General features: G+C 75.3%; 24 protein-coding genes. 15 read left to right on the top strand and 9 right to left on the bottom strand.

Going from position 1 to position 23062, the window contains the following annotated elements:
- From WDV86_RS01390 to WDV86_RS01380, 3 genes are all read right to left on the bottom strand, one after another.
- On the bottom strand, window positions 1-678 hold a 678-nt coding region (locus tag WDV86_RS01390), incomplete at its 3' end, for a carbohydrate ABC transporter permease (RefSeq protein ID WP_339565796.1).
- Window positions 678-1640: a carbohydrate ABC transporter permease gene (locus WDV86_RS01385; protein ID WP_339565795.1), complete on the bottom strand. Its 963-nt coding sequence runs from the start codon at window positions 1638-1640 to the stop codon at window positions 678-680. The genes WDV86_RS01385 and WDV86_RS01390, both read right to left, overlap by 1 nt.
- 99 nt (window positions 1641-1739) lie before the next feature.
- On the bottom strand, window positions 1740-3092 hold the full coding sequence (locus WDV86_RS01380) for an ABC transporter substrate-binding protein (RefSeq protein ID WP_339565794.1): 1353 nt from the start codon (window positions 3090-3092) through the stop codon (window positions 1740-1742).
- Between the two features lie 258 nt (window positions 3093-3350).
- Between WDV86_RS01380 and purD the strand changes: the two genes are divergently transcribed.
- The 3 genes from purD (at window position 3351) to WDV86_RS01365 (ending at window position 7234) form a co-directional block, all read left to right on the top strand.
- Entirely contained in the window at window positions 3351-4643 is a 1293-nt protein-coding gene (gene purD / locus WDV86_RS01375) for a phosphoribosylamine--glycine ligase (RefSeq protein WP_339565793.1), read from the top strand.
- A complete protein-coding gene (locus WDV86_RS01370; protein ID WP_339565792.1) occupies window positions 4640-5623 on the top strand; it encodes a phosphoribosylaminoimidazolesuccinocarboxamide synthase in 984 nt (327 codons plus the stop codon). The genes purD and WDV86_RS01370 overlap by 4 nt, the downstream gene beginning before the upstream one ends.
- A gap of 126 nt (window positions 5624-5749) precedes the next feature.
- Window positions 5750-7234, top strand: a complete 1485-nt coding sequence (locus WDV86_RS01365; RefSeq protein WP_339565791.1) for a dihydrolipoyl dehydrogenase family protein — start codon at window positions 5750-5752, stop codon at window positions 7232-7234.
- A 59-nt stretch (window positions 7235-7293) separates the two neighbouring features.
- Here WDV86_RS01365 and WDV86_RS01360 read toward each other — a convergent pair whose 3' ends face one another.
- The gene (locus WDV86_RS01360; protein WP_339565790.1) at window positions 7294-7791 is read right to left on the bottom strand and encodes a DUF1990 family protein; all 498 of its coding nucleotides are present in this window, start codon (window positions 7789-7791) and stop codon (window positions 7294-7296) included.
- On the bottom strand, window positions 7788-8546 hold the full coding sequence (locus WDV86_RS01355) for an MBL fold metallo-hydrolase (protein WP_339565789.1): 759 nt from the start codon (window positions 8544-8546) through the stop codon (window positions 7788-7790). The genes WDV86_RS01360 and WDV86_RS01355 overlap by 4 nt, the downstream gene beginning before the upstream one ends.
- A 47-nt stretch (window positions 8547-8593) precedes the next feature.
- Between WDV86_RS01355 and WDV86_RS01350 the strand changes: the two genes are divergently transcribed.
- From WDV86_RS01350 to purQ, 4 genes are all read left to right on the top strand, one after another.
- Window positions 8594-9229, top strand: coding sequence for a DUF3105 domain-containing protein (locus WDV86_RS01350; RefSeq protein WP_339565788.1), 636 nt, complete (start codon window positions 8594-8596; stop codon window positions 9227-9229).
- 35 nt (window positions 9230-9264) lie between these two features.
- The gene (locus WDV86_RS01345) at window positions 9265-9915 is read left to right on the top strand and encodes a DUF305 domain-containing protein (RefSeq protein ID WP_339565787.1); all 651 of its coding nucleotides are present in this window, start codon (window positions 9265-9267) and stop codon (window positions 9913-9915) included.
- A gap of 85 nt (window positions 9916-10000) precedes the next feature.
- The gene (gene purS / locus WDV86_RS01340; RefSeq protein ID WP_339565786.1) at window positions 10001-10288 is read left to right on the top strand and encodes a phosphoribosylformylglycinamidine synthase subunit PurS; all 288 of its coding nucleotides are present in this window, start codon (window positions 10001-10003) and stop codon (window positions 10286-10288) included.
- A gap of 52 nt (window positions 10289-10340) precedes the next feature.
- Entirely contained in the window at window positions 10341-11042 is a 702-nt protein-coding gene (gene purQ / locus WDV86_RS01335) for a phosphoribosylformylglycinamidine synthase subunit PurQ (protein ID WP_339565785.1), read from the top strand.
- A gap of 120 nt (window positions 11043-11162) precedes the next feature.
- Here purQ and WDV86_RS01330 read toward each other — a convergent pair whose 3' ends face one another.
- Window positions 11163-11972: a M15 family metallopeptidase gene (locus WDV86_RS01330; RefSeq protein ID WP_339565784.1), complete on the bottom strand. Its 810-nt coding sequence runs from the start codon at window positions 11970-11972 to the stop codon at window positions 11163-11165.
- Window positions 11973-12068: 96 nt separating this feature from the next.
- Here WDV86_RS01330 and purL point away from each other — a divergent pair, with 96 nt between their 5' ends.
- The 6 genes from purL to purM all read left to right on the top strand — a co-directional run bounded on the left by purL (window position 12069) and on the right by purM (window position 19382).
- Entirely contained in the window at window positions 12069-14471 is a 2403-nt protein-coding gene (gene purL / locus WDV86_RS01325; protein WP_339565783.1) for a phosphoribosylformylglycinamidine synthase subunit PurL, read from the top strand.
- A gap of 38 nt (window positions 14472-14509) precedes the next feature.
- Entirely contained in the window at window positions 14510-14887 is a 378-nt protein-coding gene (locus WDV86_RS01320) for a sterol carrier family protein (protein WP_339565782.1), read from the top strand.
- A gap of 149 nt (window positions 14888-15036) precedes the next feature.
- Window positions 15037-16188: an RtcB family protein gene (locus tag WDV86_RS01315; RefSeq protein ID WP_445262897.1), complete on the top strand. Its 1152-nt coding sequence runs from the start codon at window positions 15037-15039 to the stop codon at window positions 16186-16188.
- Window positions 16189-16334: 146 nt separating this feature from the next.
- Window positions 16335-16622 (top strand): hypothetical protein, encoded by a 288-nt coding sequence (locus tag WDV86_RS01310; protein ID WP_339565780.1) that lies wholly within the window; start codon window positions 16335-16337, stop codon window positions 16620-16622.
- A gap of 88 nt (window positions 16623-16710) precedes the next feature.
- Window positions 16711-18285, top strand: coding sequence for an amidophosphoribosyltransferase (purF, locus tag WDV86_RS01305; RefSeq protein ID WP_339565779.1), 1575 nt, complete (start codon window positions 16711-16713; stop codon window positions 18283-18285).
- Window positions 18282-19382 carry a phosphoribosylformylglycinamidine cyclo-ligase gene (gene purM, locus WDV86_RS01300; protein WP_339565778.1) on the top strand — a complete coding sequence of 367 codons (1101 nt, stop codon included), beginning with the start codon at window positions 18282-18284 and terminating at the stop codon, window positions 19380-19382. Before purF ends, purM begins: the two co-directional genes overlap by 4 nt.
- A 92-nt stretch (window positions 19383-19474) precedes the next feature.
- Here the strand turns inward: purM and WDV86_RS01295 are convergent, their stop codons facing one another.
- Complete coding sequence (locus WDV86_RS01295; RefSeq protein ID WP_339565777.1) at window positions 19475-19669, bottom strand: DUF3073 domain-containing protein; 195 nt, start codon at window positions 19667-19669, stop codon at window positions 19475-19477.
- Between the two features lie 488 nt (window positions 19670-20157).
- Between WDV86_RS01295 and WDV86_RS01290 the strand changes: the two genes are divergently transcribed.
- Window positions 20158-20367: a BldC family transcriptional regulator gene (locus tag WDV86_RS01290; protein ID WP_339565776.1), complete on the top strand. Its 210-nt coding sequence runs from the start codon at window positions 20158-20160 to the stop codon at window positions 20365-20367.
- A 99-nt stretch (window positions 20368-20466) separates the two neighbouring features.
- Entirely contained in the window at window positions 20467-21027 is a 561-nt protein-coding gene (def, locus tag WDV86_RS01285; RefSeq protein ID WP_339565775.1) for a peptide deformylase, read from the top strand.
- 24 nt (window positions 21028-21051) lie between these two features.
- On the opposite strand, the gene WDV86_RS01280 is transcribed toward def, so the two are convergent.
- Window positions 21052-21747: a response regulator transcription factor gene (locus tag WDV86_RS01280; RefSeq protein WP_339565774.1), complete on the bottom strand. Its 696-nt coding sequence runs from the start codon at window positions 21745-21747 to the stop codon at window positions 21052-21054.
- Window positions 21744-23048 (bottom strand): sensor histidine kinase, encoded by a 1305-nt coding sequence (locus WDV86_RS01275; RefSeq protein WP_339565773.1) that lies wholly within the window; start codon window positions 23046-23048, stop codon window positions 21744-21746. The genes WDV86_RS01280 and WDV86_RS01275 overlap by 4 nt, the downstream gene beginning before the upstream one ends.
- Window positions 23049-23062: the final 14 nt, after the last annotated feature.

Raw genomic sequence — 23062 nt, 5'->3', positions numbered from 1 at the left:
CGCGATGCCCGGCATGGCGACGGGCGCGACGACGCTCCGCAGCGTCCGGACCAGGCCGGCGCCGTCCAGCTGGGCCGCCTCGAGCATCTCCACGGGCACCTCGGCGAGGAAGGAGCGCATCATCCACACCGCGATCGGCAGGTTCATCGCCGTGTACAGGGCGATGAGGAGGCCGATCTGGTCCAGCGCCCCGGTCCACACCGCGAAGATGTAGAGGGGGAGCACGGCCGCGACGATCGGCAGGAAGCGCGTCGAGAGCAGGAAGAAGAGCACGTCGGACCAGCGCTTGACCGGCCGGATCGACAGCGCGTAGGCGGCGGGGATGGACAGCGCCAGCACGATGATCGTGGACACCACCGACGCCGTCGCCGAGTTGATGAGCGCGGGCCAGGCGTTCGGGTTGTCGAAGAAGGTGCGGTAGCCCTCGAGCGTCAGCGGGGCGAGCAGCGACGGCGGGTTGGTCGCGGCGTCGACCTCGCTGTGGAAGGACGTCAGCACCATCCACAGGGCCGGCGTCGCGAAGAGCAGGCCGACGAGCCAGGCCAGCACGCCCCACAGCGGGTTGGGGCGGCTCAGCGGCGAGTGCTTGCGGTAGGTCTGGCGGGCGGGGGCGGCGTCGGTCGCGGACGCCGTCTGGGTCGGGGGCACCTCTGCCTGCCCGGTGACGCGGGTGGCCATCAGCTCTCCTCCTTCAGCAGCGACGAGACGGAGCGGAGGGCGAAGGTCGCCACGATGATCGTCCCGATCACGACGATGACGCCCTGGGCGGCGGCCAGGCCGTAGTCCTGCCGCACGAAGAAGGTCTGGTAGATCGTGTACGGCAGGTTCGCCGTGCCCAGCGCCCCCGACGTCATCGTGAACACGGCGTCGAAGTTCTGGACGATGAAGATGGCGCCGAGGGTGGCGCCGAGCTCGATGTAGCGGCGCAGGTGCGGCAGCGTGATGTAGCGGAAGGCCTGGACGGCGCTCGCGCCGTCCATCTTGGCGGCCTCGAACGCCTCGCCCGGCCGGCTCTGCAGCCCCGCCAGCAGGATCAGCATCATGAACGGCGTCCACTGCCAGATGAGGGCCATCTCGATGGACAGCAGGGGGAACTGCGTCAGCCACGCCACCTGCGGCGGGGTGCTCGACCCGAACAGCCCCCAGATCCACGTGAGCGTGCCGTTGATGAGGCCGAAGCTCGGGTTGAGGATGGCGTGCTTCCACAGCAGCGCGGCGGCGACCGGGACCACGAGGAAGGGCGCGATCATCAGGGTCCGCACGATGCCGCGGCCGAGGAACGTCCGGTCGAGCAGGAGCGCGATGAGCAGGCCGAGGACGAGGCTCACGCCGACGACGACGACGGTGAGGACGATCGTCGTGAGGACGGCCGAGCGCAGCTGGGAGTCGGCGAAGACCCGGGCGTAGTTGCCGAAGCCGGCGAAGCCGCGCTCGTCCGGTCGCAAGGCCTGCCAGCTCATGAAGGAGATGACGATCGTCGTGGCGAACGGCAGCTGCGTCATGACGATGACGAAGACCAGCGCCGGCATCAGGGGGGCCCGGCGGGCCCAGCCCCGCTTGCGGTCGGCGGCGCGCTTCTCGGTGGGTGACGGCTCGGCCAGGACGGTCCGCTGCTGCGCCGTCGTCGTGCTGACGCTCATGGCTCTCCCGCGGGTGGGACGGATGGGGGCTCGCGCAGAACCGGACGGGGCAGGTGGTGCGCGGGCCGGCGGTCCTCCACCGGCCCGCGCACCCGCAGGTCACTCCTGGTAGAGCTCGCCGACCCGCTGCGCCTGCTCCTGGCCGGCGTCGAGGGTCTCCTGGACGGTGCCCTGGCCGGCGATGTTCGAGCTGATGCCCTGGGAGATGTTCGTGGCCAGGTCGGCGAACTCGCCGATGGCGACGAACTGGATGCCCGGGGCCGGGCGCGGCTGCACACCGGGGTCGCTCGGCATCGCCGAGGAGATGGCCGCCTCGGTGGCCTCGGCGAAGGGGCCGGCGACCTGCAGGTAGTCCGTGTTCTCGTAGGTGGAGCTGCGCTTGCCGGCCGGCACCCGGGCCCAGCCGAGCTCCGCGCCGACGAGCTCCTCGTAGCCCTGGCTGGAGGCCCAGGAGATGAACTCCCAGGCGGCATCCTGGTTCTGCGAGGCGGCCTGGACGCCCCACGCCCACGAGTAGATCCAGCCGGAGGCCTCGGTCTCGACGACCGGCGCCGGGGCGTAGCCGATGTTGCCGGCGACGGGCGAGCCCTCCGCCTCCAGGGAGCCGGCGGCCGAGGTCGCGTCGTACCACATGGCCGTGCCGCCCTGGGTCATCGAGTTGAGGCACTCGGTGAAGCCGGCCTGCGCGGCACCGGGCTCGCCGTGCTGCTGCACGAGGTCGACGTAGAACTCCGTCGCCTCGACGAACTCGGGCGCGTTGACCTGGGCGTTCCAGTCCGCGTCCCACCAGGTGCCGCCGAAGGTGTTGACGACGGTGGTGAGCGGGGCGAAGACCTGGCCCCAGCCGGGCAGGCCGCGCAGGCAGATGCCGCGGGTCCCGCTCGGGTCGTCGATCTGGGCGGCGAGGTCGGCCACCTCGGGCCACGTCGGGTTCTCCGGCATGGTCAGCCCGGCCTCCTCGAAGAGGTCCGTGCGGTACATGAGGAACGAGGACTCGCCGTAGAAGGGCTCGGCGTAGATCTCCCCGTCCACCTGCAGGCCCTCGGCGATGGGCTCGAGGATGTCGTCCTGGGCGAACTCGTCGTCGTTCTCGGCGTAGTCGGTGAGCGGCGCCAGCCAGTTGTTGGCCGCGAAGATCGGCACCTCGTAGTTGCTGATCGTCGCGACGTCGTACTGCCCCGCCTGGGCGGCGAAGTCCTGCGCGATCTGGGCCCGGACGTCGTTCTCCGGCTGCACCGTGAAGTTGACCGTGATGCCCGTGTCGGCGGTGAAGTTGTCCGCCGTGAGCTGCTGCAGGTCCTCCATCTGCGGGTTGTTCACCATGATGACGTTGATGCTCTGCGCGTCGCCCTCGCCGCCTCCGCCTCCGCCGGCGCCGCCGCAGGCCGAGACGGTGAGGGCGGCCGTGGTGAGGGTGGCCAGGGCGAGGGGGGCACGTCGTCGTGCGCTCATGCGGGTCCTTCCGAGGGGCGGGGGTCGGGCCGAGGCGGCGAGGCTCGGGTCGATCGGTCGGGCCGGGCGCGGCCGGCGGGGCACGTCGTCGTGCCGGCGTCGCGTCGGGGCAGCGTCAGGTGCTGCGTGGGAGAAGCAGACAGGCGGGGCGCTCCCCGTGTCAAGGACTTGACTCGAATGTGACCTAGTGCCGCTCAGATGAGCGGTGGTCCCGCGAGGAGGACGTCGACGTCGGGGGTGACCTCTACGCTCGCCGCCGTGCGCGTCCTCGTGGTCGGGTCCGGTGCTCGTGAGCACGCCCTCGCCGTCGCCCTCGCAGCCGACGACGACGTCGAGGAGGTGCTCGTGGGGCCCGGGGGGCCGGGCATGGTCGACGTCGCGCGGGTGGTCGCCCTCGACCCGCTGGACGGGGAGGCGGTCGTGGCCACGGCCCGTGCCCACGGCGCCGACCTCGTCGTCGTCGGGCCGGAGGCGCCCCTCGTCGCGGGGGTCGCCGACGTCGTCCGCGCGGCCGGGCTGGCCTGCCTCGGGCCGTCCGCGGCCGCCGCCCGGCTGGAGGGCAGCAAGGCCTTCGCCAAGGAGGTCATGGCCGCCGCGGGGGTGCCGACGGCCGCCGCGCACGTGTGCACCGACGTCGGGCAGGTCGCAGCGGCGCTCGACGACTTCGGCGGCCCCTACGTGGTCAAGGACGACGGGCTGGCCGGCGGCAAGGGCGTCGTCGTGACCGCCGACCGGGACGAGGCGCTGGACCACGCCCGGGCGTGCCTAACGGGACGGCCGGGGTCGTCGGCGGTGGTGGTCGAGGAGTACCTCGACGGCCCCGAGGTCTCGCTCTTCGTGCTCTGCGACGGGCGCGACGTCATGCCCCTCGCACCGGCGCAGGACTTCAAGCGGCTGGGCGAGGGCGACGCGGGGCCCAACACCGGCGGCATGGGCGCGTACTCGCCGCTGCCGTGGGCGCCGGACGGGCTGGTCGAGGAGGTGGTCGACCAGGTCGCGCAGCCGGTGGTCGACGAGATGGCGCGGCGAGGCACGCCCTTCGCCGGGGTCCTCTACTGCGGCCTCGCGCTGACGTCGCGGGGTCTGCGGGTCGTGGAGTTCAACGCCCGCTTCGGCGACCCCGAGACGCAGGTCGTGCTGCCGCGGCTGCGGACGCCGCTCGCGGGCGTGCTGCGCGCGGCGGCGACGGGAGGGCTGGCGGGGCTTGCGCCGCTCCGGTGGTCCGAGGACGCCGCCGTCGTCGTCGTGCTCGCGGCGCCCGGCTACCCCGCGGGCCCGCGCCCGGGTGGGGTGCTCGACGGGCTGGCGGCCGCGGCCGACGTCCCAGGCGCGTCCGTGCTGCACGCGGGGACGGCGCAAGGCGCCGACGGCGCGTGGGTGGCGTCGGGCGGTCGGGTGCTGTCCGTCGTCGGCACCGGGGCCTCGCTGGGGGAGGCCCGGGCGACGGCCCTCGCCGCCCTGGCGCACGTCCGGCTGGAGGGCGGGCAGCACCGGGAGGACATCGCCGCCGCCGCGGCCCGCGGCGACGTCACGGTCGGGGCGCAGGCGTGAGCGGGACGGCAGGCGGGGTGGCGCAGGCTTCCGCCGGGGGGCCCCCGCAGCTCGACGGCTGGCGGCACGTGCGCTCGGGGAAGGTGCGCGACCTCTACGAGCCCGCCTCGGGGGAGCCCGGGACGGGCGACCTGCTCGTGGTGGTCAGCGACCGCGTCAGCGCCTTCGACCACGTGCTGGCGACGCCGGTGCCCGAGAAGGGCGCCGTCCTCACGGCCCTGTCGCTGTGGTGGTTCGAGCGGCTGGCCGAGGCCGGTCTTGGCGTGCCCGACCACGTCCTGTCCGCCGACGTCGGCCCCGGTGACGGCTCGAGCGGCGTGCCGGCGGCCGTGGCCGGGCGGGCGGTGCGCTGCCGGCGGCTGGAGATGCTGCCGGTGGAGTGCGTGGCGCGCGGGTACCTCACCGGGTCGGGCCTCGCCGACTACCTCGCGACCGGGTCGGTGTGCGGCGTCGAGCTCCCGCCGGGGCTGGAGGACGGCTCTCGGCTGCAGGCCCCGATCTTCACGCCGGCGACGAAGGCGGAGGTGGGCCACGACGAGAACGTCGGCTTCGCCGTCGTCGCGGACCAGCTCGGACCGGCGCTGGCGCAGCGGGTCCGGGACGTGACGCTGCGGCTCTACGAGCTCGGTGGGGCGGTGGCCCGCGAGCGCGGCATCCTCCTGGCGGACACCAAGATCGAGCTGGGCCTGCCCCTGGGCGTCGACGTCGCCTCGGAGGAGGCACCGGGTGCGCTCGTCCTCGCCGACGAGGTGCTCACCCCCGACTCCTCCCGCTTCTGGGACGCCGCCGCGTGGGCACCGGGCCGCTCGCAGCCGAGCTTCGACAAGCAGTTCGTCCGCGACTGGCTCCTCTCTGGCGACTCGGGCTGGGACCGGACCTCGGACGAGCCACCCCCGCCTCTGCCCGACGACGTCGTCGCGGCGACGCGGGACCGCTACGTCGAGGCCTACGAGCGCCTCACCGGCCGCACCTGGCCCTGACCCCTCCTGCTCCCTGACCCCTCCTGCTCCCTGACCCGTCCCTCCCTCTGACCCCCTCCCCGACCCGCTCGGGCCCGTGCCGGGGCCGGGGTGCCGGACGCCGGTGCCTCAGGCATCGTCGGCGGCATGAGCGAGGGCACCCAGCAGGACACCCGGCAGGGCGGCGACGGCGTGGCGGACGGCGCCGAGCGGGAGGTCGACGTCGTGGTGGTCGGGGGCGGCTCGACGGGGGAGAACGTCGCCGACCGGGCGCACCGTGGCGGCCTGCAGCAGGTGGTGCTCGTCGAGGACGAGCTCGTCGGGGGCGAGTGCTCCTACTGGGCGTGCATGCCGAGCAAGGCGCTGCTGCGGCCGACGGCGGCGCTCGCGGCCGCGCGGCGGGTGCCGGGTGCGGCGGCCGCGGCCGGCGGCGAGCTCGACGTCGCCGCCGTGCTGGCGCGGCGCACGTCCTTCACGAGCGGCTGGGACGACGCCAGCCAGGTCGAGTGGGTGCGGGGAGCCGGCGTCGAGCTGCTCCGGGGCCGGGCGCGGCTGGCCGGGCCGCGCCGCGTCGTCGTCACGACCGCCGACGGGGGCGAGCAGACGCTGGTCGTCCGGCACGCCGTCGTCGCCGCGAACGGGTCCGTGCCGACGACGCCACCCGTCGACGGCCTGGACTCCGTCCCGCACTGGTCGAGCCGCGAGGCGACGTCGGCGACGTCGGTGCCCCCGCGGCTGCTCGTGCTCGGGGCGGGTGTCGTCGGCAGCGAGATGGCGACGGCGTACCGGCGCCTCGGCGCCGACGTCACTCTCGTCGCGGGCTCGGCCGTCCTCAAGGCCTTCGAGCCGCGGGCCGGCGAGCTCGTGGCGGACGCCCTGCGCGCCGAGGGGGTCGACGTCGTCGTCGGGGCCCACGCGCAGGCGGTCCGCCGCGACGGCGCCGACGGCGAGGTGCGGCTGACCCTCGACGACGGGAGGGTGCTCGTGGGCGACGAGCTGCTCGTGGCGACCGGACGGCAGCCGGCGACGGCCGACCTCGGCCTGCGCACGGTCGGGCTGGAGCCCGGCCGAGCGCTGGACGTCGACACCTCGGGCCTCGTCGCCGGCGTGGACGGGCGGTGGTTGTACGCCGCCGGGGACGTGACGGGCCTTGCGCCGCTCACGCACATGGGCAAGTACACGGCGAGGGCCGTGGGCGACGTCATCGCCGCGCGGGCCCGCGGGGAGGCGGCGGGCGAGCCGGCGCCGTGGACGCCCTGCGCGACGACGGCTCTGCGGCAGGCGGTGCCGCAGGTCGTCTTCACCGACCCGGAGGTCGCGTCGGTCGGGATGACGGCGCATCAGGCGCAGGAGGCGGGCCTCGACGTCCGCGTCGTCGCGCTCGACGTCGCCGTCGCGGGCTCGGCCCTGCACGCCGACGGCTACACGGGCTGGGCGTGCCTGGTCGTCGACGAGGCCCGCCAGGTGCTGCTCGGGGCGACCTTCGTCGGGCAGGACGTCGCCGAGCTGCTGCACTCCGCGACGGTCGCCGTCGTCGGCGAGGTGCCGATGTCTCGGCTCTGGCACGCCGTCCCCAGCTACCCGACGATCAGCGAGGTCTGGCTGCGTCTGCTGGAGGCCTACGGCCTCTGACGCCGACGCGTCCTTCTCCCGGCACCTCGCCGTCGACGTGCCCGGTGGAGGGGCGGGGGTCAGCGGGCGAGGAGGGCGCCCGCGCGCAGGTACCGCGTGACGGCGACGCGCTGGACGAGGCGGGCCAGCGGGCTCGCCGCCCGCGCCGGTCCCCAGGCCAGGCGGGAGCGCGACGTGATCGTCATGACGACGGCGTCGTCGTCGCGGTGCTCGAGCAGGAAGGTCTCCTCGCCCTCCTCGGGGTGCGGCGTCAGCGCGACGTAGGTGAAGCCGGCGCGCCGAGGCTCGTCGACGACGTCGTCCACGCGGCAGAGGGCGACGAGGAGGCCGCCGGGGCCGACGCTCTGACGCACCTCGACGCCCGGCGCGGCGCCAGGGGTCGACGTCGGGATGTGCACGCCGGCGAGCCGCTGGACGTCCCAGCCCAGCAGGCCGGCGCGGGCGCGGGCGAAGGCGTGGTGGCCGTGCCCGACGACGCGGGCGACCCGGGTGGGCTGCCAGCCGGGACCCCACCCGGGGCGGACGTCGGCGGGGAGGGTCCGCGACGACGTCGTCACGCCGCCGGCACGTCCGTGGCGCCGGCGCCCGCGAGGTCGAGGACCTGCGTTCCCTCGGGGCCGAGGGCGTCCACCTGGCGCAGGTAGACCGACCGGCCCGGGGCGGAGACCACCCCGTCGTGGACGGGGACCACGACGCGGGGGGCGACGGCCCGCAGGAAGGTGACCGTCTCCTTCAGCGCGGCCCAGGGCGCCGCCAGCGGCAGGGCGAGGACGTCGACGCCCGGCGGGGTCTCGGTGTAGGCGTCGCCGGGGTGGAAGAGCACCGGCTCCCCGCCCTCGCCGCCCAGCAGCACCCCGACGTTGCCGACGAGCGGGATGTCCTCGTGGATCACCGCGTGCTCCCCGCCGACGGCGCGCAGGGGCAGCCCGGCGACGTCCGTGCTCGTCCCCGGTGCGAGCGCCTCGGCGCCCCAGCGACCGTCGGCCGCCGTCTGCGGCTCGAAGAGCAGCCGCGCGCCGGGGTTCGCGTCGCGCAGGGCCTCGAAGCGGCCCTCGGCCGGGTCGAGGTGGTCGGGGTGGGCGTGGGTGACGACGACGGCGTCGAGGTCGCGCAGCTCCTCCCACCCGGGGGTGAAGGCCCCCGGGTCGACCAGGACGCGCGCACCTCCCGCCTCGACGAGGAGGGTGGAGTGGCCGAGATGGGTCAGGCGCATGCCGCCAGCCTGGCACCGCGCCGTCGTGCCGGCGAGCGGCGCACCGGCGACCTCCTCGACCACCTCTCTCGCCGTGGCCTCCCGCCGCGGTGCGAGCATGGGACCAGGACGTCGGGGACGCCGGCGGCGGACAGGCGAGGAGCACGGTGGCCCACTCGAACCCCACGTCACGAGCCGAGCGCACCGCGCGGGCCGCGGAGCTGCGGGAGAGGCAGCGGCGCCGGGAGCGTCGCCAGCGGGCGCTCGTCGTCGGCGTCACGGCCGGCGTCGTCGTGGCGCTCGTGGCGGCCGTGACCGGTGTCCTCGTCCTCACCCGCGAGGAGCGGGCCGCCGAGCGGGCCGCTCTCGAGGCACCGGTCGACGGCGTGCAGACCTTCGAGGACCTCGGCCGCGACCACACCACCGGCAGCGTCGAGTACGCCGAGACGCCGCCGGTCGGCGGGGACCACAGCCCGGCGTGGTGGAACTGCGGCGTGTACGCCGAGCCGGTCGTCGACGAGAACGCCGTGCACTCCCTCGAGCACGGCGCCGTCTGGATCACCTACGACCCCGCGCTGCCGGCCGAGCAGGTCGACCAGCTCGCCGCGGCCGCCGCGCCCTACGACTACACGCTGCTCAGCCCCTACGAGGGCCTCCCGAGCCCCGTCGTCCTCTCCGCGTGGGGCGTGCAGCTGCCGCTGCAGGACGCGGCCGACGAGCGGGTCGCCCCCTTCCTCGCCCAGTACGTCCAGGGCGACCAGACGCCGGAGCCCGGCGCGGCCTGCACCGGGGGCGTGTCCTGAGCGTCCTCGCCGACCGCACGACGAGGGTGGTCCTCGTGGCCGGCGCCGCGGCCGCCGCGGCGCTGCTCCTCGTGCTCGGCGTCCTCCTCGGCACGCACTGGGGCTCCTCGCGCGACGTCCCTGCCGCCGGGTCGGTGGACGCCGGCTTCGCCCTCGACATGCAGGCCCACCACCGCCAGGCCGTCGAGATGTCGACGCTCGTCCTGGACCGCACGGACGACGAGGCCGTGCGCACCCTCGCGCGCGACATCCAGCTCACCCAGCAGCAGCAGACCGGGCAGATGTACGCCTGGCTCGAGCAGTGGGGACTCGGGCAGGGCCGTACCGAGCCCGTCATGGCGTGGATGGCCGACGCCGGCGAGCACGCGGGGCACGAGATGGGCATGGACATGGCCGACGTGCCGGAGGGGCGCCTCGGCTCGGTCGCCGACATGCCCGGGATGGCGACGGTCGAGCAGATGGACGCGCTGCGCGGCGCTGACGGCGAGCTCGCCGAGCGGGTGTTCCTGCAGCTCATGGCCACCCACCACGTCGCCGGCGTCGAGATGGCCGAGGTCGCGGCCGAGCGGGCCGAGGACCCCGACGTCCGCCACCTGGCCCAGGCGATGGCCCAGGGCCAGGAGGCGGAGATCGCGGTGCTGGAGGACCTGCTCGCCGAGCGGGGCGGCCCCGTCGCCGAGCTCTGAGGTGCGCGGGCGCCTCGTCGTGGCGCAGCCGCGGACCCGGCGACGGCGTCCTGGGGGCGGGCCTCCAGCCGGTAGCGTCGCCCCCATGGGTCGCGTCGTCGTCGAGGTCATGCCGAAGCCGGAGATCCTGGACCCCCAGGGCAAAGCCGTCGCCGGCGCGCTGCCCAGGCTCGGCTTCGGCGCCTTCACGGGCGTCCGCCAGGGCAAGCGCTTCGAGCTGGAGGTCGACGGCGACGTCACCGCCGAGGTGCTGCAGGACGCCGCCCGCGCGGCCGAGGTGCTGCTGTCCAACCCCGTCATCGAGGACGTCGTCCGTGTCGCGCCGGTCGAGGCCGACGCCGCGACGACGACGCTGGCCGGCGGGACCGCCTGACCCTCAGCACTTCCGACCGTCCGCCCGCACCGCCCAGCCCGCAGGAGATCCCATGGGACGCGTCGGCGTCGTCACCTTCCCCGGCTCGCTCGACGACGGCGACGCCGCCCGTGCCGTCCGCCTCGCGGGCGGCGAGCCCGTGCGCCTGTGGCACGCCGAGGCGGACCTGCACGGGGTCGACGCGGTCGTCCTGCCCGGCGGCTTCTCCTACGGGGACTACCTGCGGTGCGGCGCCATCGCCCGGTTCGCGCCCGTCATGGAGCCGCTCGTCGACGCCGCCCGGGGCGGGATGCCGGTGCTCGGCATCTGCAACGGCTTCCAGGTCCTGTGCGAGGCCCACCTCCTGCCCGGCGCGCTCGTCCGCAACGACCACCGCACGTTCGTGTGCACCGACCAGCGCCTGCGGGTCGAGGCGAGCACGGCCTGGACCCACGAGTACGCCCTCGGCGAGGAGCTCGTCGTCCCGCTGAAGAACGGCGAGGGCGGCTACCTCGCCGACCAGCGCACCCTCGACGAGCTGGAGGCGGAGGGCCGGGTCGCCCTGCGCTACGTCGTGCCCGAGGGCGGCCGCAACCCCAACGGGAGCGCCCGCGACATCGCCGGGGTCACCAACGCCGCCGGCAACGTCGTGGGTCTCATGCCCCACCCCGAGCACGCCGTCGAGGCCGGCTTCGGCCCCGACCCGCGCAGCGGCACGAGCGGCACCGACGGCCTGCGCTTCTTCACCTCGGCGCTGCGCAGCCTCGTCGGCTGATCGGGTCCGGTGCCGCCGGACCTGCACATCACGCGTACGGAGGAGACGGCGAGCGTCTGACCCGCCGTGGTGCTGGCGGCGGCACCGGTCGTGCAGGTTCGTCGGTACGGAGAGGACCGGTCAGACCGACTGGGGCCGGAAGCTCCAGTGCCAGGGCTCGCCGGAGACGGTGGCCTTGAAGCCGTGCTGGCCGGCGTTCTCGCGCATCCACGCCTGGGCGCGGCCGTCGAGCTGCAGGTCGACGGCGAGACCCCAGCCGTGCCCGCTCGTGCCCGGCGTCGCGGCGAGGCCGCCCTGGCTGCGCAGGCCCTTGCGGGCGGCCATGGAGACCTGCTCGTCGTAGGACCGGTAGGAGTCGTTGACGGAGAAGGTGACGCCGTCGGCGCGGGCAGCGGCCTGCATCTGGTCGAAGGCGGCGGCGGCGGGCGCCCAGAGACGGTCGCCCGAGCCGGCTCCGCCGATCGGGGCGAGCCGGTCGAGCGGGATCTTGCCGTTGCCGTAGGGCTTGAGCTCCACCGGCACACCGCTGGCGTCGACCTTGGCCGAGCCGACGACCGGTGCTGCCGCCGAGGCCTTATCGACGGCCGGGACGCCGGCGGCCCCCTTCATGGCGGCGCCGGCCGGGGTGCCCGTCAGCGAGGCGAGGAGCTGGGCCAGCCCGGCCTCGGACAGCGACGTCGTCGTCGTGGTCGTGTACGCGGGTGCACCGGCCGCGCCCGTCCCCGTCGCGGCGCCGGCCAGGGCGCCGAGGGCGTTGCCTCCCGAGGCGCTCGCGCCCGCCAGCTGCTGGGCGAGGACGTCGGAGAAGGCCGCGCTGGAGGCCGTCGTCGCGCTCGGGGCGAGCGCGGCCGCCGAGCCGCCCGGGGACAGCGAGGCGACCTGCGCCTGCAGGCCGGCGACGCGCGAGGTGATGCTGCTGATGCCCTCCACGACCTGGTCCTCGGCACGCCGGACGGGTGACCTGAGCCGCGGCCTTCTCGCGTGAGGACGGCGGCCGGCGCCCACGTCCGTCGGTAGCCTGCGGGCATGGCCCAGCAGACCGCCCAGCCGGCCGCCGAGACGGCGCAGGAGCAGCCCGCACCGGGCACGACGGAGGAGGGCACGACGGAGCTGGGTGCTCCCGAGGAGCCCGCGGTCGGCGGCCTCGACACCGTGGCCCGTGCGGCGCGAACGCCCGACGTCGCCCAGCCGTGGCGCGAGCTGGGGCTCAAGGAGGACGAGTACGCGCGGATCCGCGACATCCTCGGCCGTCGCCCCTCCTCCTCCGAGCTGGCGATGTACTCGGTGATGTGGAGCGAGCACTGCTCCTACAAGTCCTCCAAGGTGCACCTGCGGCAGTTCGGCACCAAGACGACCGAGGCGATGCGCGAGCACCTCATGGTCGGCATCGGCGAGAACGCCGGCGTCGTCGACGTCGGGGACGGGTGGGCGGTCACCTTCAAGGTCGAGAGCCACAACCACCCGAGCTTCGTCGAGCCCTACCAGGGTGCCGCGACGGGTGTGGGCGGCATCGTCCGCGACATCCTCGCGATGGGCGCCCGCCCGGTCGCCGTCATGGACCAGCTGCGCTTCGGGGCGATCGACCACCCGGACACCGAGCGCGTCGTCCACGGCGTCGTCGCGGGCGTCGGCGGCTACGGCAACTGCCTGGGGCTGCCGAACGTCGGCGGCGAGGTCGTCTTCGACGCCGTCTACCAGGGCAACCCGCTCGTCAACGCGCTCGCCGTCGGCGTGCTGCGGCACGAGGACCTGCACCTGGCCAACGCCACGGGCGCGGGCAACAAGGTCGTGCTCTTCGGCGCGCGGACGGGCGGTGACGGCATCGGCGGCGTCTCGGTCCTGGCCTCGGAGACCTTCGACGCCACCGGGCCGGCCAAGCGGCCGAGCGTCCAGGTCGGCGACCCCTTCGCCGAGAAGGTGCTCATCGAGTGCTGCCTCGAGCTGTTCCGCGCGGGCGTCGTCGAGGGCATCCAGGACCTCGGCGGGGCCGGGCTCTCGTGCGCGACGAGCGAGCTGGCCAGCGCCGGCGACGGAGGCATGCACGTCGAGCTCGACGCCGTGCTGCTGCGCGACCCCTCCCTCTCGCCCGAGGAGATCCTCATGAGCGAGAGCCAGGAGCGGATGATGGCCGTCGTCCGCCCCGAGCACCTCGACGCCTTCATGGACGTCGTCCGGCGCTGGGACGTCGAGACCAGCGTCCTCGGCGAGGTCACGGACACCGGCCGGCTCGTCGTCACGTGGCGCGGTGAGGTCGTCGTCGACGTCCCGCCGCGCACCGTCGCCCACGAGGGGCCGGTGTACGAGCGCCCCTACGCCCGGCCGTCCTGGCAGGACGCGCTGCAGGCCGACACCGCCGCCGGGCTGGCGCGGCCGCGCACGGGGGAGGAGTTGCGCGCGAGCCTGCTGCGCCTCGTCGCCTCGCCCAACCTCGCCGACAAGGGCTGGGTGACCGATCAGTACGACCGGTACGTCCTCGGCAACACCGCGCTCGCGACGCCCGACGACGCCGGCGTGGTCCGTGTCGACGAGGAGAGCGGCCTCGGCGTCGCGATCTCCACCGACGCCAACGGCCGCTACGGCTACCTCGACCCCTACGCCGGGGCGCAGCTCGCGCTGGCCGAGGCCTACCGCAACGTGGCGACGGTCGGCGCGCGCCCGCTCGCCGTCACGGACTGCCTCAACTTCGGCAGCCCCGAGGAGCCCGACGTCATGTGGCAGCTCGAGCGGGCGGTCACGGGCCTCGCCGACGCCTGCCAGACGCTCGGGGTGCCGGTGACCGGCGGCAACGTCTCGTTGTACAACTCCACGGCGGGCACCCCGATCCACCCGACGCCGGTCGTCGGCGTCCTCGGCGTGCTGGACGACGTCGCCCGCCGGACGCCGTCGGGCTGGCGCGAGCCGGGGCAGGCGCTGTACCTGCTGGGGACGACGCGCACCGAGCTCGACGGCTCGGCGTGGGCGCAGGTCGAGCACGGGCACCTCGGCGGCCTGCCGCCCGCGGTCGACCTGGAGGCCGAGCGGCTGCTCGCCGACGTCATGGTCAGCGCCAGCCGGGACGGGCTCGTCGACGCCGCCCACGACCTCTCCGAGGGCGGGCTCGCGCAGGCGCTCGTCGAGGGCTGCCTGCGCTACGGCGTCGGCGCGCGGGTGTGGCTGGACGAGCTGTGCGAGCGCGACGAGGTCGACGCCGCGGCAGCGCTGTTCAGCGAGTCGACGGCGCGCGTCGTCGTGGCGGTGCCGCGCTCGGAGGAGGTGCGCTTCACCGACGTCTGCGCCGCCCGGCGGCAGCCCGCGCTGCGGGTCGGCGTCGTCGACGAGCCCGGCGAGGCAGCGGCTCTCGACGTCCAGGGCCTCTTCACCCTGCCGCTGGGGGAGCTGCGCGCCGCGCACACCGCGACGCTGCGCGAGGCCTTCGGGGCGCGGCCGTGACGTCCGCGCCCCGGTGCGCCCCGGCGGGTCGCTGAGACGTGCCGGCCCGACGCCGCATCCCCGCCGCGCGGGCGCGGGAGGCGGTGCGCGCGTGGGCGTCCGACCCGGCGGCGGCTGACCGCAGCGCCACCGCGCTCGCCGTCCGCGGCGCGCTGGAGGAGCTCGCCGCGCGCGTGCCCGGCAGCAGCGTCGAGGTGCGGGTGCCTCCCTTCGGCGTCGCCCAGTGCGTCGAGGGCCCGCGGCACACCCGCGGGACGCCGCCGAACGTCGTCGAGACCGACGCCGCCACCTGGCTCGCGCTCGTCACGGGCTCGCTCGGCTGGGACGACGCGCTTGCCCGAGGGCTCGTGTCCGCCAGCGGTCAGCGCGCGGCGCTGGGCGAGCACCTGCCGCTGTTCCCGAGCGCGCCGTCCTGAGGTCGGGGCGCCGCCCGGAAAGTCAGGTGACGTCGTCGCCCGAGGACGGTGATCCTCGTCCGGCCGCGCACCCGCACGGCCCCCCGCCACGACGAGAGAGCAGACCTGTGCCCACCGACGGCCGGCCCGACCGGCTCGCCCCTCGCCTCATGAGCTGGGCGTCGATCCTCGACGACGCCACGCGCACCCAGGCCCTCACGACGGCGACCCTGCCGTTCATCCACCCGCACGTCGCCCTCATGCCCGACGCCCATCTGGGCAAGGGCGCGACCGTCGGCTCGGTCATCCCGACCGACGGCGCGCTGGTCCCGGCGGCCATCGGTGTCGACATCGGCTGCGGGATGCTCGCCGTCCGCACCCAGCACACCGCCGCGGACCTCGACGGCACCGACCTTCGCGCGCTGCACGCCGGGATCGCCGCGCGGGTGCCGCTGTCGGCCGGCGGGCGCACGTCCGGCGTCTCTGCGACGGCGCGGCCGCGGGTGGAGGAGCTGCGCGCGCTCGCCGGCGCCGGGCAGGCCGACGAGGTGGCGCGGCGCTGGGACCAGCAGCTGGGCACGCTCGGCTCGGGCAACCACTTCATCGAGGTGTCGCTCGACGAGGCCGAGAGGGTCTGGCTCTTCCTGCACTCAGGGTCCCGCGGTGTCGGCAACCAGCTGGCGCAGAAGCACATCAAGGTGGCGCAGGAGCAGGCGCGCCGGCGCTTCTACGCCCTGCCGGACCCCGACCTCGCCTACCTCGTGGAGGGCGAGCCGGAGTTCGACGCCTACGTCGAGGCCTTGCTGTGGGCCCAGCGCTTCGCCGCGCTCAACCGGGCCGAGATGATGGACCAGGTCGTCGCCGCGCTCGCGCAGGCGCTCGGCCTGGCCGGGCCCGACGACGTCGTGCGCGAGGAGACCGTGGGCTGCCACCACAACTACACGGCGCGCGAGCGGCACTTCGGGCGCGAGGTGTGGCTCTCCCGCAAGGGAGCCATCAGCGCCCGCGAGGGCGAGCCGGGGCTCATCCCGGGGTCGATGGGTGACGCGTCCTACGTCGTCGTCGGCCGGGGCGACCCGGTGTCGCTGCACTCCTCCCCGCACGGCGCGGGGCGGGCGCACTCGCGCTCGGCGGCGCGGAAGAAGTTCTCCCGCAGCGACCTCGACGCCCGCATGGGCGACGTCGTGTGGGGGGACTCCGACGCCTTCCTCGACGAGCACCCTGAGGCGTACAAGCCCGTCGACGTCGTCATGGCCGACGCGGCGCGGCTCGTCGACGTCCGCCACACGCTCCGGCAGGTGGTGAACGTCAAGGGCGACTGAGGGGCGTGCCCCGCCGCCGGGTCGGGGGCGGGGTGGCTCGAGTCCGACGAACGACAGGTCTGCTCGCCCGGCGACCTGCGCTACGTCGGACTCGAGCGCCTTGCCCCCCCGGCGGAGGAGCCCGGACGGCGGGTAGCGTCGACGTCGTGAGCGAGGGCAGGCAGCCGGGGGAGCGCCCGGCCCCGACCGCCGAGGAGCTGGCCGGCGCCGAGCGCGTCGACCTGCGCCGCCGTCCGCGCTACACGGTCCTCATCGTGCTCGGGGCTCTCGTGGGCGTCGTGGTCGCGGCCGGCCTCACCGCGACCGCGCAGGACAACGACACCTACTCCGCGGCCGCCGTCTTCGGCTACCTGGCGGCCGGCCTCGCCCTCGTCGGGGGGCTGCTCGGCGGGCTCGTGGGCGTCCTGCTGGAACGCGTCGCGCGCCGTCGCTGAGCGACGACGCGCCACTTCCCGGACGACACTGCGCCGGGCCCCCGGCTCGTCGTCCGGCCCGCCCTCGGCCCTGTGCCACCATGGCGCCGTGCCTGGTGGCGACGGACGGCTGACCCACGACCTCATGCCCGGCGAGAAGGGACCGCAGGACGCCTGCGGGGTCTTCGGCGTCTGGGCGCCCGACGAGGACGTCGCGCGGCTGACGTACTTCGGCATCTACGCGCTGCAGCACCGCGGGCAGGAGTCCGCCGGGATCGCCGTCAGCACCGGCAGCCAGATGCTCGTCTACAAGGACATGGGCCTGGTGTCCCAGGTCTTCGACGAGCCGGCGCTGCGGTCCTTGCGCGGACAGCTCGCCATCGGCCACACCCGCTACTCCACGACGGGCGCGAGCCGCTGGGAGAACGCCCAGCCCACCCTCGGTGCGACGGCGACCGGCACCGTCGCGCTGGCGCACAACGGCAACCTCACGAACAGCCACGAGCTGCGCGACATGGTCGCCGAGATGGACGCCGAGCGCGGCGAGCAGAAGCCGGGCGGTGAGATCGCCCGCGGCAACACGACCGACACCGCGCTCGTGACGGCGCTGCTCGCGGGCGGGCCCGACCGCACGCTCGAGGCGACGGCGCGGGAGGTCCTGCCGTCGCTGGAGGGCGCCTTCAGCCTCGTCTTCATGGACGAGCGCACCCTGTACGCCGCGCGCGACCGCCACGGCATCCGGCCCCTCGTGCTCGGCCGGCTCTCCCGCGGCTGGGTCGTCGCGAGCGAGACGGCGGCGCTGGACATCGTCGGCGCCAGCGTCGTCCGCGAGATCGAGCCCGGTGAGCTCATCGCCGTCGACGAGGACGGGCTGCGCAGCAGCCGCTTCGCCGACGCCGCGCCCAAGGGCTGCGTCTTCGAGTACGTCTACCTGGCCCGCCCCGACACGACGATCGCGGGCCGCGTCGTGCACGCCGCCCGGGTCGAGATGGGCCGCCGGCTCGCCGCCGAGCACCCGGTCGACGCCGACCTCGTGATCCCGACGCCGGAGTCGGGCACGCCCGCGGCCATCGGGTACGCCGAGGCCTCCGGCATCCCCTACGGGCAGGGGCTCGTCAAGAACAGCTACGTCGGCCGCACCTTCATCCAGCCCGACCAGACCATCCGGCAGCTGGGCATCCGCCTCAAGCTCAACCCGCTCCGCGAGGTCATCCGCGGCAGGCGGCTCGTCGTCGTCGACGACTCCGTCGTCCGCGGCAACACCCAGCGGGCGCTCGTCAGCATGCTCCGCGAGGCCGGCGCGGCCGAGGTGCACGTGCGCATCTCCTCACCGCCGGTGACGTGGCCCTGCTTCTACGGCATCGACTTCGCCAGCCGCGCCGAGCTCATCGCGGCGGGCCTCGCCGTCGAGGACATCCGCAGCAGCATCGGCGCCGACAGCCTCGGCTACATCTCCCACGAGGCGATGGTGGAGGCCACCGAGCAGCCCGCCGACCGGCTGTGCTCGGCCTGCTTCACCGGGGAGTACCCCGTGCCCCTGCCCGACGCCCACCGCATCGGCAAGCACCAGCTGGAGCTCGGGCTCACCGACATCACCGACGACGCGGCGCTGGGGGCCTCCGCGGCCGCACCGAGCGGCGCCGTCAAGGACGTCGAGGGCGCCGTCGCGGGGGCGACCCGATGACGGGCCTGACCTACGCCGCCGCCGGCGTCGACGTCGATGCCGGCGACCGCGCGGTCGCGCTGATGCGCGAGGCGGTGGGGCGCACGCACGGCCCCGAGGTCCTCGGTGGTCTGGGCGGCTTCGCCGGGCTCTTCGACGCCAGCGCGCTCGTCGGGATGCGCCGCCCGCTGCTCGTCAGCAGCACCGACGGCGTCGGCACGAAGATCGCGGTCGCCCAGGCCCTGGACGTCCACGACACCATCGGCGTCGACCTCGTGGCCATGGTGGTCGACGACCTCGTCGTCTGCGGCGCCCGTCCGCTCTTCATGACCGACTACATCGCCTGCGGCGCAGTTGTCCCCGAGCGGGTCGCCGACGTCGTCCGGGGCATCGCCCGGGGCTGCGAGGAGACGGGCACCGCGCTCGTCGGGGGCGAGACGGCCGAGCACCCGGGGCTCATGGCCCCCGACGAGTACGACGTCGCCGGCGCGGCGACGGGCGTCGTCGAGGCGGACGCCCTCCTCGGGCCGTCGCGCGTGCGCGAGGGCGACGTCCTCGTCGCCATGGCGAGCTCCGGGCTGCACAGCAATGGCTACTCCCTCGTCCGGCGGGTCGTCGCGGACGCCGGGTGGGGCCTCGAGCGCCACGTCGACGAGCTGGGTCGCACGCTGGGTGAGGAGCTGCTGGAGCCGACCCGGCTCTACACCCGGCCCTGCCTGCGGCTCGCGGACTCGCTCGGGGCTGACCTCCACGCCCTCACCCACGTCACGGGTGGCGGGCTGGCGGCCAACCTCGGCCGGGTGCTGCCCGCGGGCTCACAGGGTCTCGTCGACCGGTCCACGTGGACGCCGCCTCCCGTCGTCGACCTCGTCGGCCACCTGGGGGGCGTCCCGCGGGAGGACCTCGAGCGCACGCTCAACATGGGCGTGGGGATGGTCGCCGTCGTCGCGCGCACCGCCGAGGACGACGCCGTCGAGCACCTCCACCGCGCGGGAGTGCCGGCCTGGGTGGTCGGCGAGGTGACCACCGACGACGGCACCCGAGGCCAGGGCGTCACCTGGGGTGCCAAGGGCGTCGACGGCGGCAGCGTCCGTCTGGTGTCGGAGCACCGTCGCTGAGCCCGCGCAGGTCACGGTGCCCACCGCGGCGCGTCTGCTCAGGAGCTGAGCAGAGCGCCGGCCACCGGGGGCCCGCGCGCGGCGGCCAGACGTCAGCGGGAGGCGCCGGAAGCCCAGCCGCCGTACCCGTCGTCGTCCTCGTCGGAGGTCTCACGCTCCGGCGGGTCGTACGACGAGCCGGGGTGCCCGAGCTCACGCTCGAGGGACTTGTAGTCCGTCTCCGGGCTGTAGTACTTGAGCTGGCGAGCGACCTTGGTCTGCTTCGCCTTCTGACGGCCGCGCCCCATGGCGTCGACCCCCTCTGAACGTCGTGCCGGGGCTGGCCGTCGCGACGGCGGCCCCGGGGCGTGGTCATCTCTGCGTGGCCGCAACGCTACATGGCCGCCGAGGCTTCCGGCGACGTCCCGGCCGGACCCGGCGCCGCGGTGCCAGGCCCGAGGGGCTACTCACCCGGGCCGCGCATCGCTGACCCGGACAGGTGGCGTCCGTGCCCTCGTCCGGGTGAGGACCGCGGCGTCCGCCCCAGCGACGTGACCTGACGAAGGACACGATGTCATCACGAGGATCGACGCTCCGTGCGCCCGGCCTGACGGGGAGTCACCGAAAGGGGTCGAAGTCGTGACCCAACGTCAGATGACGTCACCGATGATGACGAACCCGTCCGGGGTAGTCATCTCGGACTATGGCGACTCCCAGGGTGCGGCGGCACACTCGAGGGGCTTCCCTCCCTTCCGGTGGCCACGCCGCGGAGGGCTCGCCGAACCAGGAGGACGCCATGACCGTGCGCACCGACGAGGTCGAGACCCTGCTCACCCCGGCCGAGGTGGCGGCGCTCTTCCGCGTCGACCCGAAGACCGTCACCCGGTGGGCGAAGGCCGGCAAGCTCTCCTCGATCCGCACCCTCGGCGGGCACCGGCGCTACCGCGAGGCCGAGGTGCGGGCCCTCCTCGCCGGGGTGCCGCAGCCGCGCTCGACCGAGGACTGAGCGGAGGGTCGACCTCCGGCGGTCGTTAGCATCGTCCCTCGCGCCGGCCCGCCGGCCACCCACCCGGGAGTCCCCGGGACGTCGCCCGAGGGAGAGACCGTGCAGCCAGCGCAGGACCAGCCGTCGTCGACGGAGGAGGGCGGCCTGGTCGGGACGGTCCGGCCGATCGTGCTGGACGGGGACCCGGTGCTGCACCGCCCGTGCGCGCCGGTGACGAGCTTCGACGACGAGCTCGTCCGGCTGGAGGCCGACATGGTCGCGAGCATGCACGCGGCCGAAGGCGTGGGGCTGGCGGCCAACCAGATCGGTGTGGACGCGCGCATGTTCGTCATGGACTGCCCGAACGCCAGCGGGGAGCGGGTCGTCGCGACCGTCGTCAACCCCGTGCTGAAGCTCCCCGGCGTCTTCGCCCGGCGCCGCACCGACGACGAGGGCTGCCTGTCCATCCCCGGTGAGTCAGCGCCGGTCTCGCGCGTCACCACGGCCGTCGTCACGGGCGTCGACGTCCACGGCGAGCCCGTGCGCATCTCGGCCGACGGGCTCGCGGCCGTGTGCCTGCAGCACGAGGTGGACCACCTGGAGGGCCGGCTCTACGTCGACACCCTCGACCCCGAGCTGCGCGCCGAGGTGCTGCGCGACGCGGGGCTGCAGCCGCGCTGACCCCTCCTCGGCGGTGGCGCCCACTCAGCTGGCGTCGTGCTCCAGCACCCGGATCGCGAGCTGCACCCGGTTGGTGACGTGCAGCTTCTCGAACAGGTGAAGCAGGTGGGTCTTCACCGTCGTGGTGCCGAGGTAGAGCTCCGCGCCGATCTCGGCGTTGGTCAGGCCCTGCGCGACGAGGCGTGCGACCTCCCACTCGCGCGTCGTGGTGCCGACGGGCGGTGCCCCTGCGGCGGCCGGTGGCTCGGCCGGTGACGGCAGCCGCGTCGAGGCGAGCTGCACGAGCCGCGCGAGGACGGCGGGGGAGAAGCTCGGCTGCCCCCGGGCGGCGTCGTGCACGGCCGCGACGACGTCCTCGGGCGGGGCGTCCTTGAGCAGGAAGGACACGGCGCCGGCGCGCAGCGCCTGGAGCAGGAAGTCATCGGTGTCGAAGGCCGTGAGGACGACGACCCGGGCCCGGCTACCGGCGGCCACGAGCCGGGCGGTCGCCTCGATGCCGCTCGCGCCGGGCATCCGGACGTCCATGAGGACGACGTCGGGGTCCAGGGCGGCGACGGCCTTCACGGCCGCGTCGCCGTCGGCTGCCTCGCCGACCACCGTGATGCCGGCCGTCCCGTCGACCATGAGCCGGAGCCCCGCGCGCATCAGGCGCTCGTCGTCGACGAGGAGCACTCGCACGGGTCGCTCACCCGAGGTGCCCTCGGGGGTGGCGCCGCTCACGTCCGCCACGGGAGCCGCACCTCGACGACGAAGGCGCCGTCCGCGGCCCGGCCCGAGGTGGCGCTGCCGCCCAGGAGGCGAGCGCGCTCGGCGACGCCGACGAGCCCGAGACCCGTGCCGGTGGGTGGCTGCGCCGGCGGGCTGTGCGCCGACGTGACCCGAAGGACGAGGACGTCGTCCTCGCGGGCGAGCCGGACGTCCGCGACGGCGCCTGGCGCGTGCTTGCGGGCGTTGACGAGCAGCTCGGCGAGCACCTGGGCCAGGGACAGCCCGGTGGCGGGCGAGCGCGCGTCGAGGTCGGCCGGTCGCAGGTCGGCCCACGTCAGCACGACCTCCTGGCCGTGAACGCGCGCCGCCGTCGCCACCTCCTCGAGAGACGCCGACGTCGGCAGTGGCGTCGCGCCGCCGTGCGAGCCGCGGCGCTGGCCGGGGTCGGTGCTGCGCAGCGCCAGCAGCAGCTCGCGCAGCGCGGCGCTCGCCTCGCCGGCGGCGTCGCGGACGGTGCGGGCGGCCTCCCGGGCCCGCTCGGGCGGCAGGTCGTCGCGCGAGGCCAGGGCCCCGGCGTGCAGGGCGACCACCGCGAGCCGGTGGGAGACGGTGTCGTGCATCTCGCGGGCCAGGGCGCTGCGCTCCTCGGCGCGGCTGCGGGCCACGTCGGCCTCCCGTCCGTGCGCCAGCGCGACCCGCTCCCGCTCGGCGGTCGCCGCCTGCTGGCGCAGGGAGGCCAGCAGCGCGGCGCGGGTGCCGCGCACCCTGCCCCACAGGAGCAGGAGCGCCCCGACCGCTCCGAGGGCCAGGACCTCCACGACCAGCGGCAACGCCTCCGTCGGCGAGCCGAAGGCCGTCTCGGACAGGCGCAGCATCCCGAGAACCCCCGCGGTCCAGGCCACGAGGACGCCGACGTGCACCCCGGGGGTGGCCCGCTCGCCGAGGCGGACCATCCCGACGAGCCCGGCGGGCCCGGCCCACGAGCTCACGACACCGGCGGCCGCCAGGCCCGCCGCGGCCGCCCTCGAGGACCGGAAGAAGCCGGCCAGCCCAGCCGCGACGAGGCCGACGAGGACGTCGACGACGAGAAGCACGCCGACCAGGACGGGGCGTGCCGTCGGGCCCTCGTCAGGCAGCTGCGCCCCGAGCACGACGACGAAGACCACCGGCCCGAGCAGCGAGCAGGCCAGCGACACGAGGAGGGCTGACAGGTGGGGCCGACGCTCGGCGAGCGCCGCTCGGGGCGCCACCGCGGGGGACGCCGCCGGGTCCGGGTCACCGGGCGCCGCAGCGAGCGGTGGGTGGGCCAGCACCCGGCCAGCCTAGG

Source organism: Pseudokineococcus sp. 1T1Z-3 (assembly GCF_037482365.1).
In the GTDB taxonomy this organism is placed as follows: Bacteria; Actinomycetota; Actinomycetes; order Actinomycetales; family Quadrisphaeraceae; genus Pseudokineococcus.
Note: the sequence above shows the minus strand (reverse complement) of the source record. Positions and strands in the feature narration are given on the sequence as shown.

Bases quoted from the DNA above. Each gene is read 5' to 3' on its own strand.
- WDV86_RS01355 (WP_339565789.1), bottom strand. From the start codon at position 8,546: ATGCTCGCACCGCGGCGGGAGGCCACGGCGAGAGAGGTGGTCGAGGAG.
- purL (WP_339565783.1), top strand. From the start codon at position 12,069: ATGGCCCAGCAGACCGCCCAGCCGGCCGCCGAGACGGCGCAGGAGCAG.
- WDV86_RS01290 (WP_339565776.1), top strand. From the start codon at position 20,158: ATGACCGTGCGCACCGACGAGGTCGAGACCCTGCTCACCCCGGCCGAG.
- purS (WP_339565786.1), top strand. From the start codon at position 10,001: ATGGGTCGCGTCGTCGTCGAGGTCATGCCGAAGCCGGAGATCCTGGAC.
- purM (WP_339565778.1), top strand. From the start codon at position 18,282: ATGACGGGCCTGACCTACGCCGCCGCCGGCGTCGACGTCGATGCCGGC.
- WDV86_RS01365 (WP_339565791.1), top strand. From the start codon at position 5,750: ATGAGCGAGGGCACCCAGCAGGACACCCGGCAGGGCGGCGACGGCGTG.
- WDV86_RS01295 (WP_339565777.1), bottom strand. From the start codon at position 19,669: ATGGGGCGCGGCCGTCAGAAGGCGAAGCAGACCAAGGTCGCTCGCCAG.
- WDV86_RS01385 (WP_339565795.1), bottom strand. From the start codon at position 1,640: ATGAGCGTCAGCACGACGACGGCGCAGCAGCGGACCGTCCTGGCCGAG.
- WDV86_RS01380 (WP_339565794.1), bottom strand. From the start codon at position 3,092: ATGAGCGCACGACGACGTGCCCCCCTCGCCCTGGCCACCCTCACCACG.
- WDV86_RS01315 (WP_445262897.1), top strand. From the start codon at position 15,037: ATGAGCTGGGCGTCGATCCTCGACGACGCCACGCGCACCCAGGCCCTC.
- purQ (WP_339565785.1), top strand. From the start codon at position 10,341: ATGGGACGCGTCGGCGTCGTCACCTTCCCCGGCTCGCTCGACGACGGC.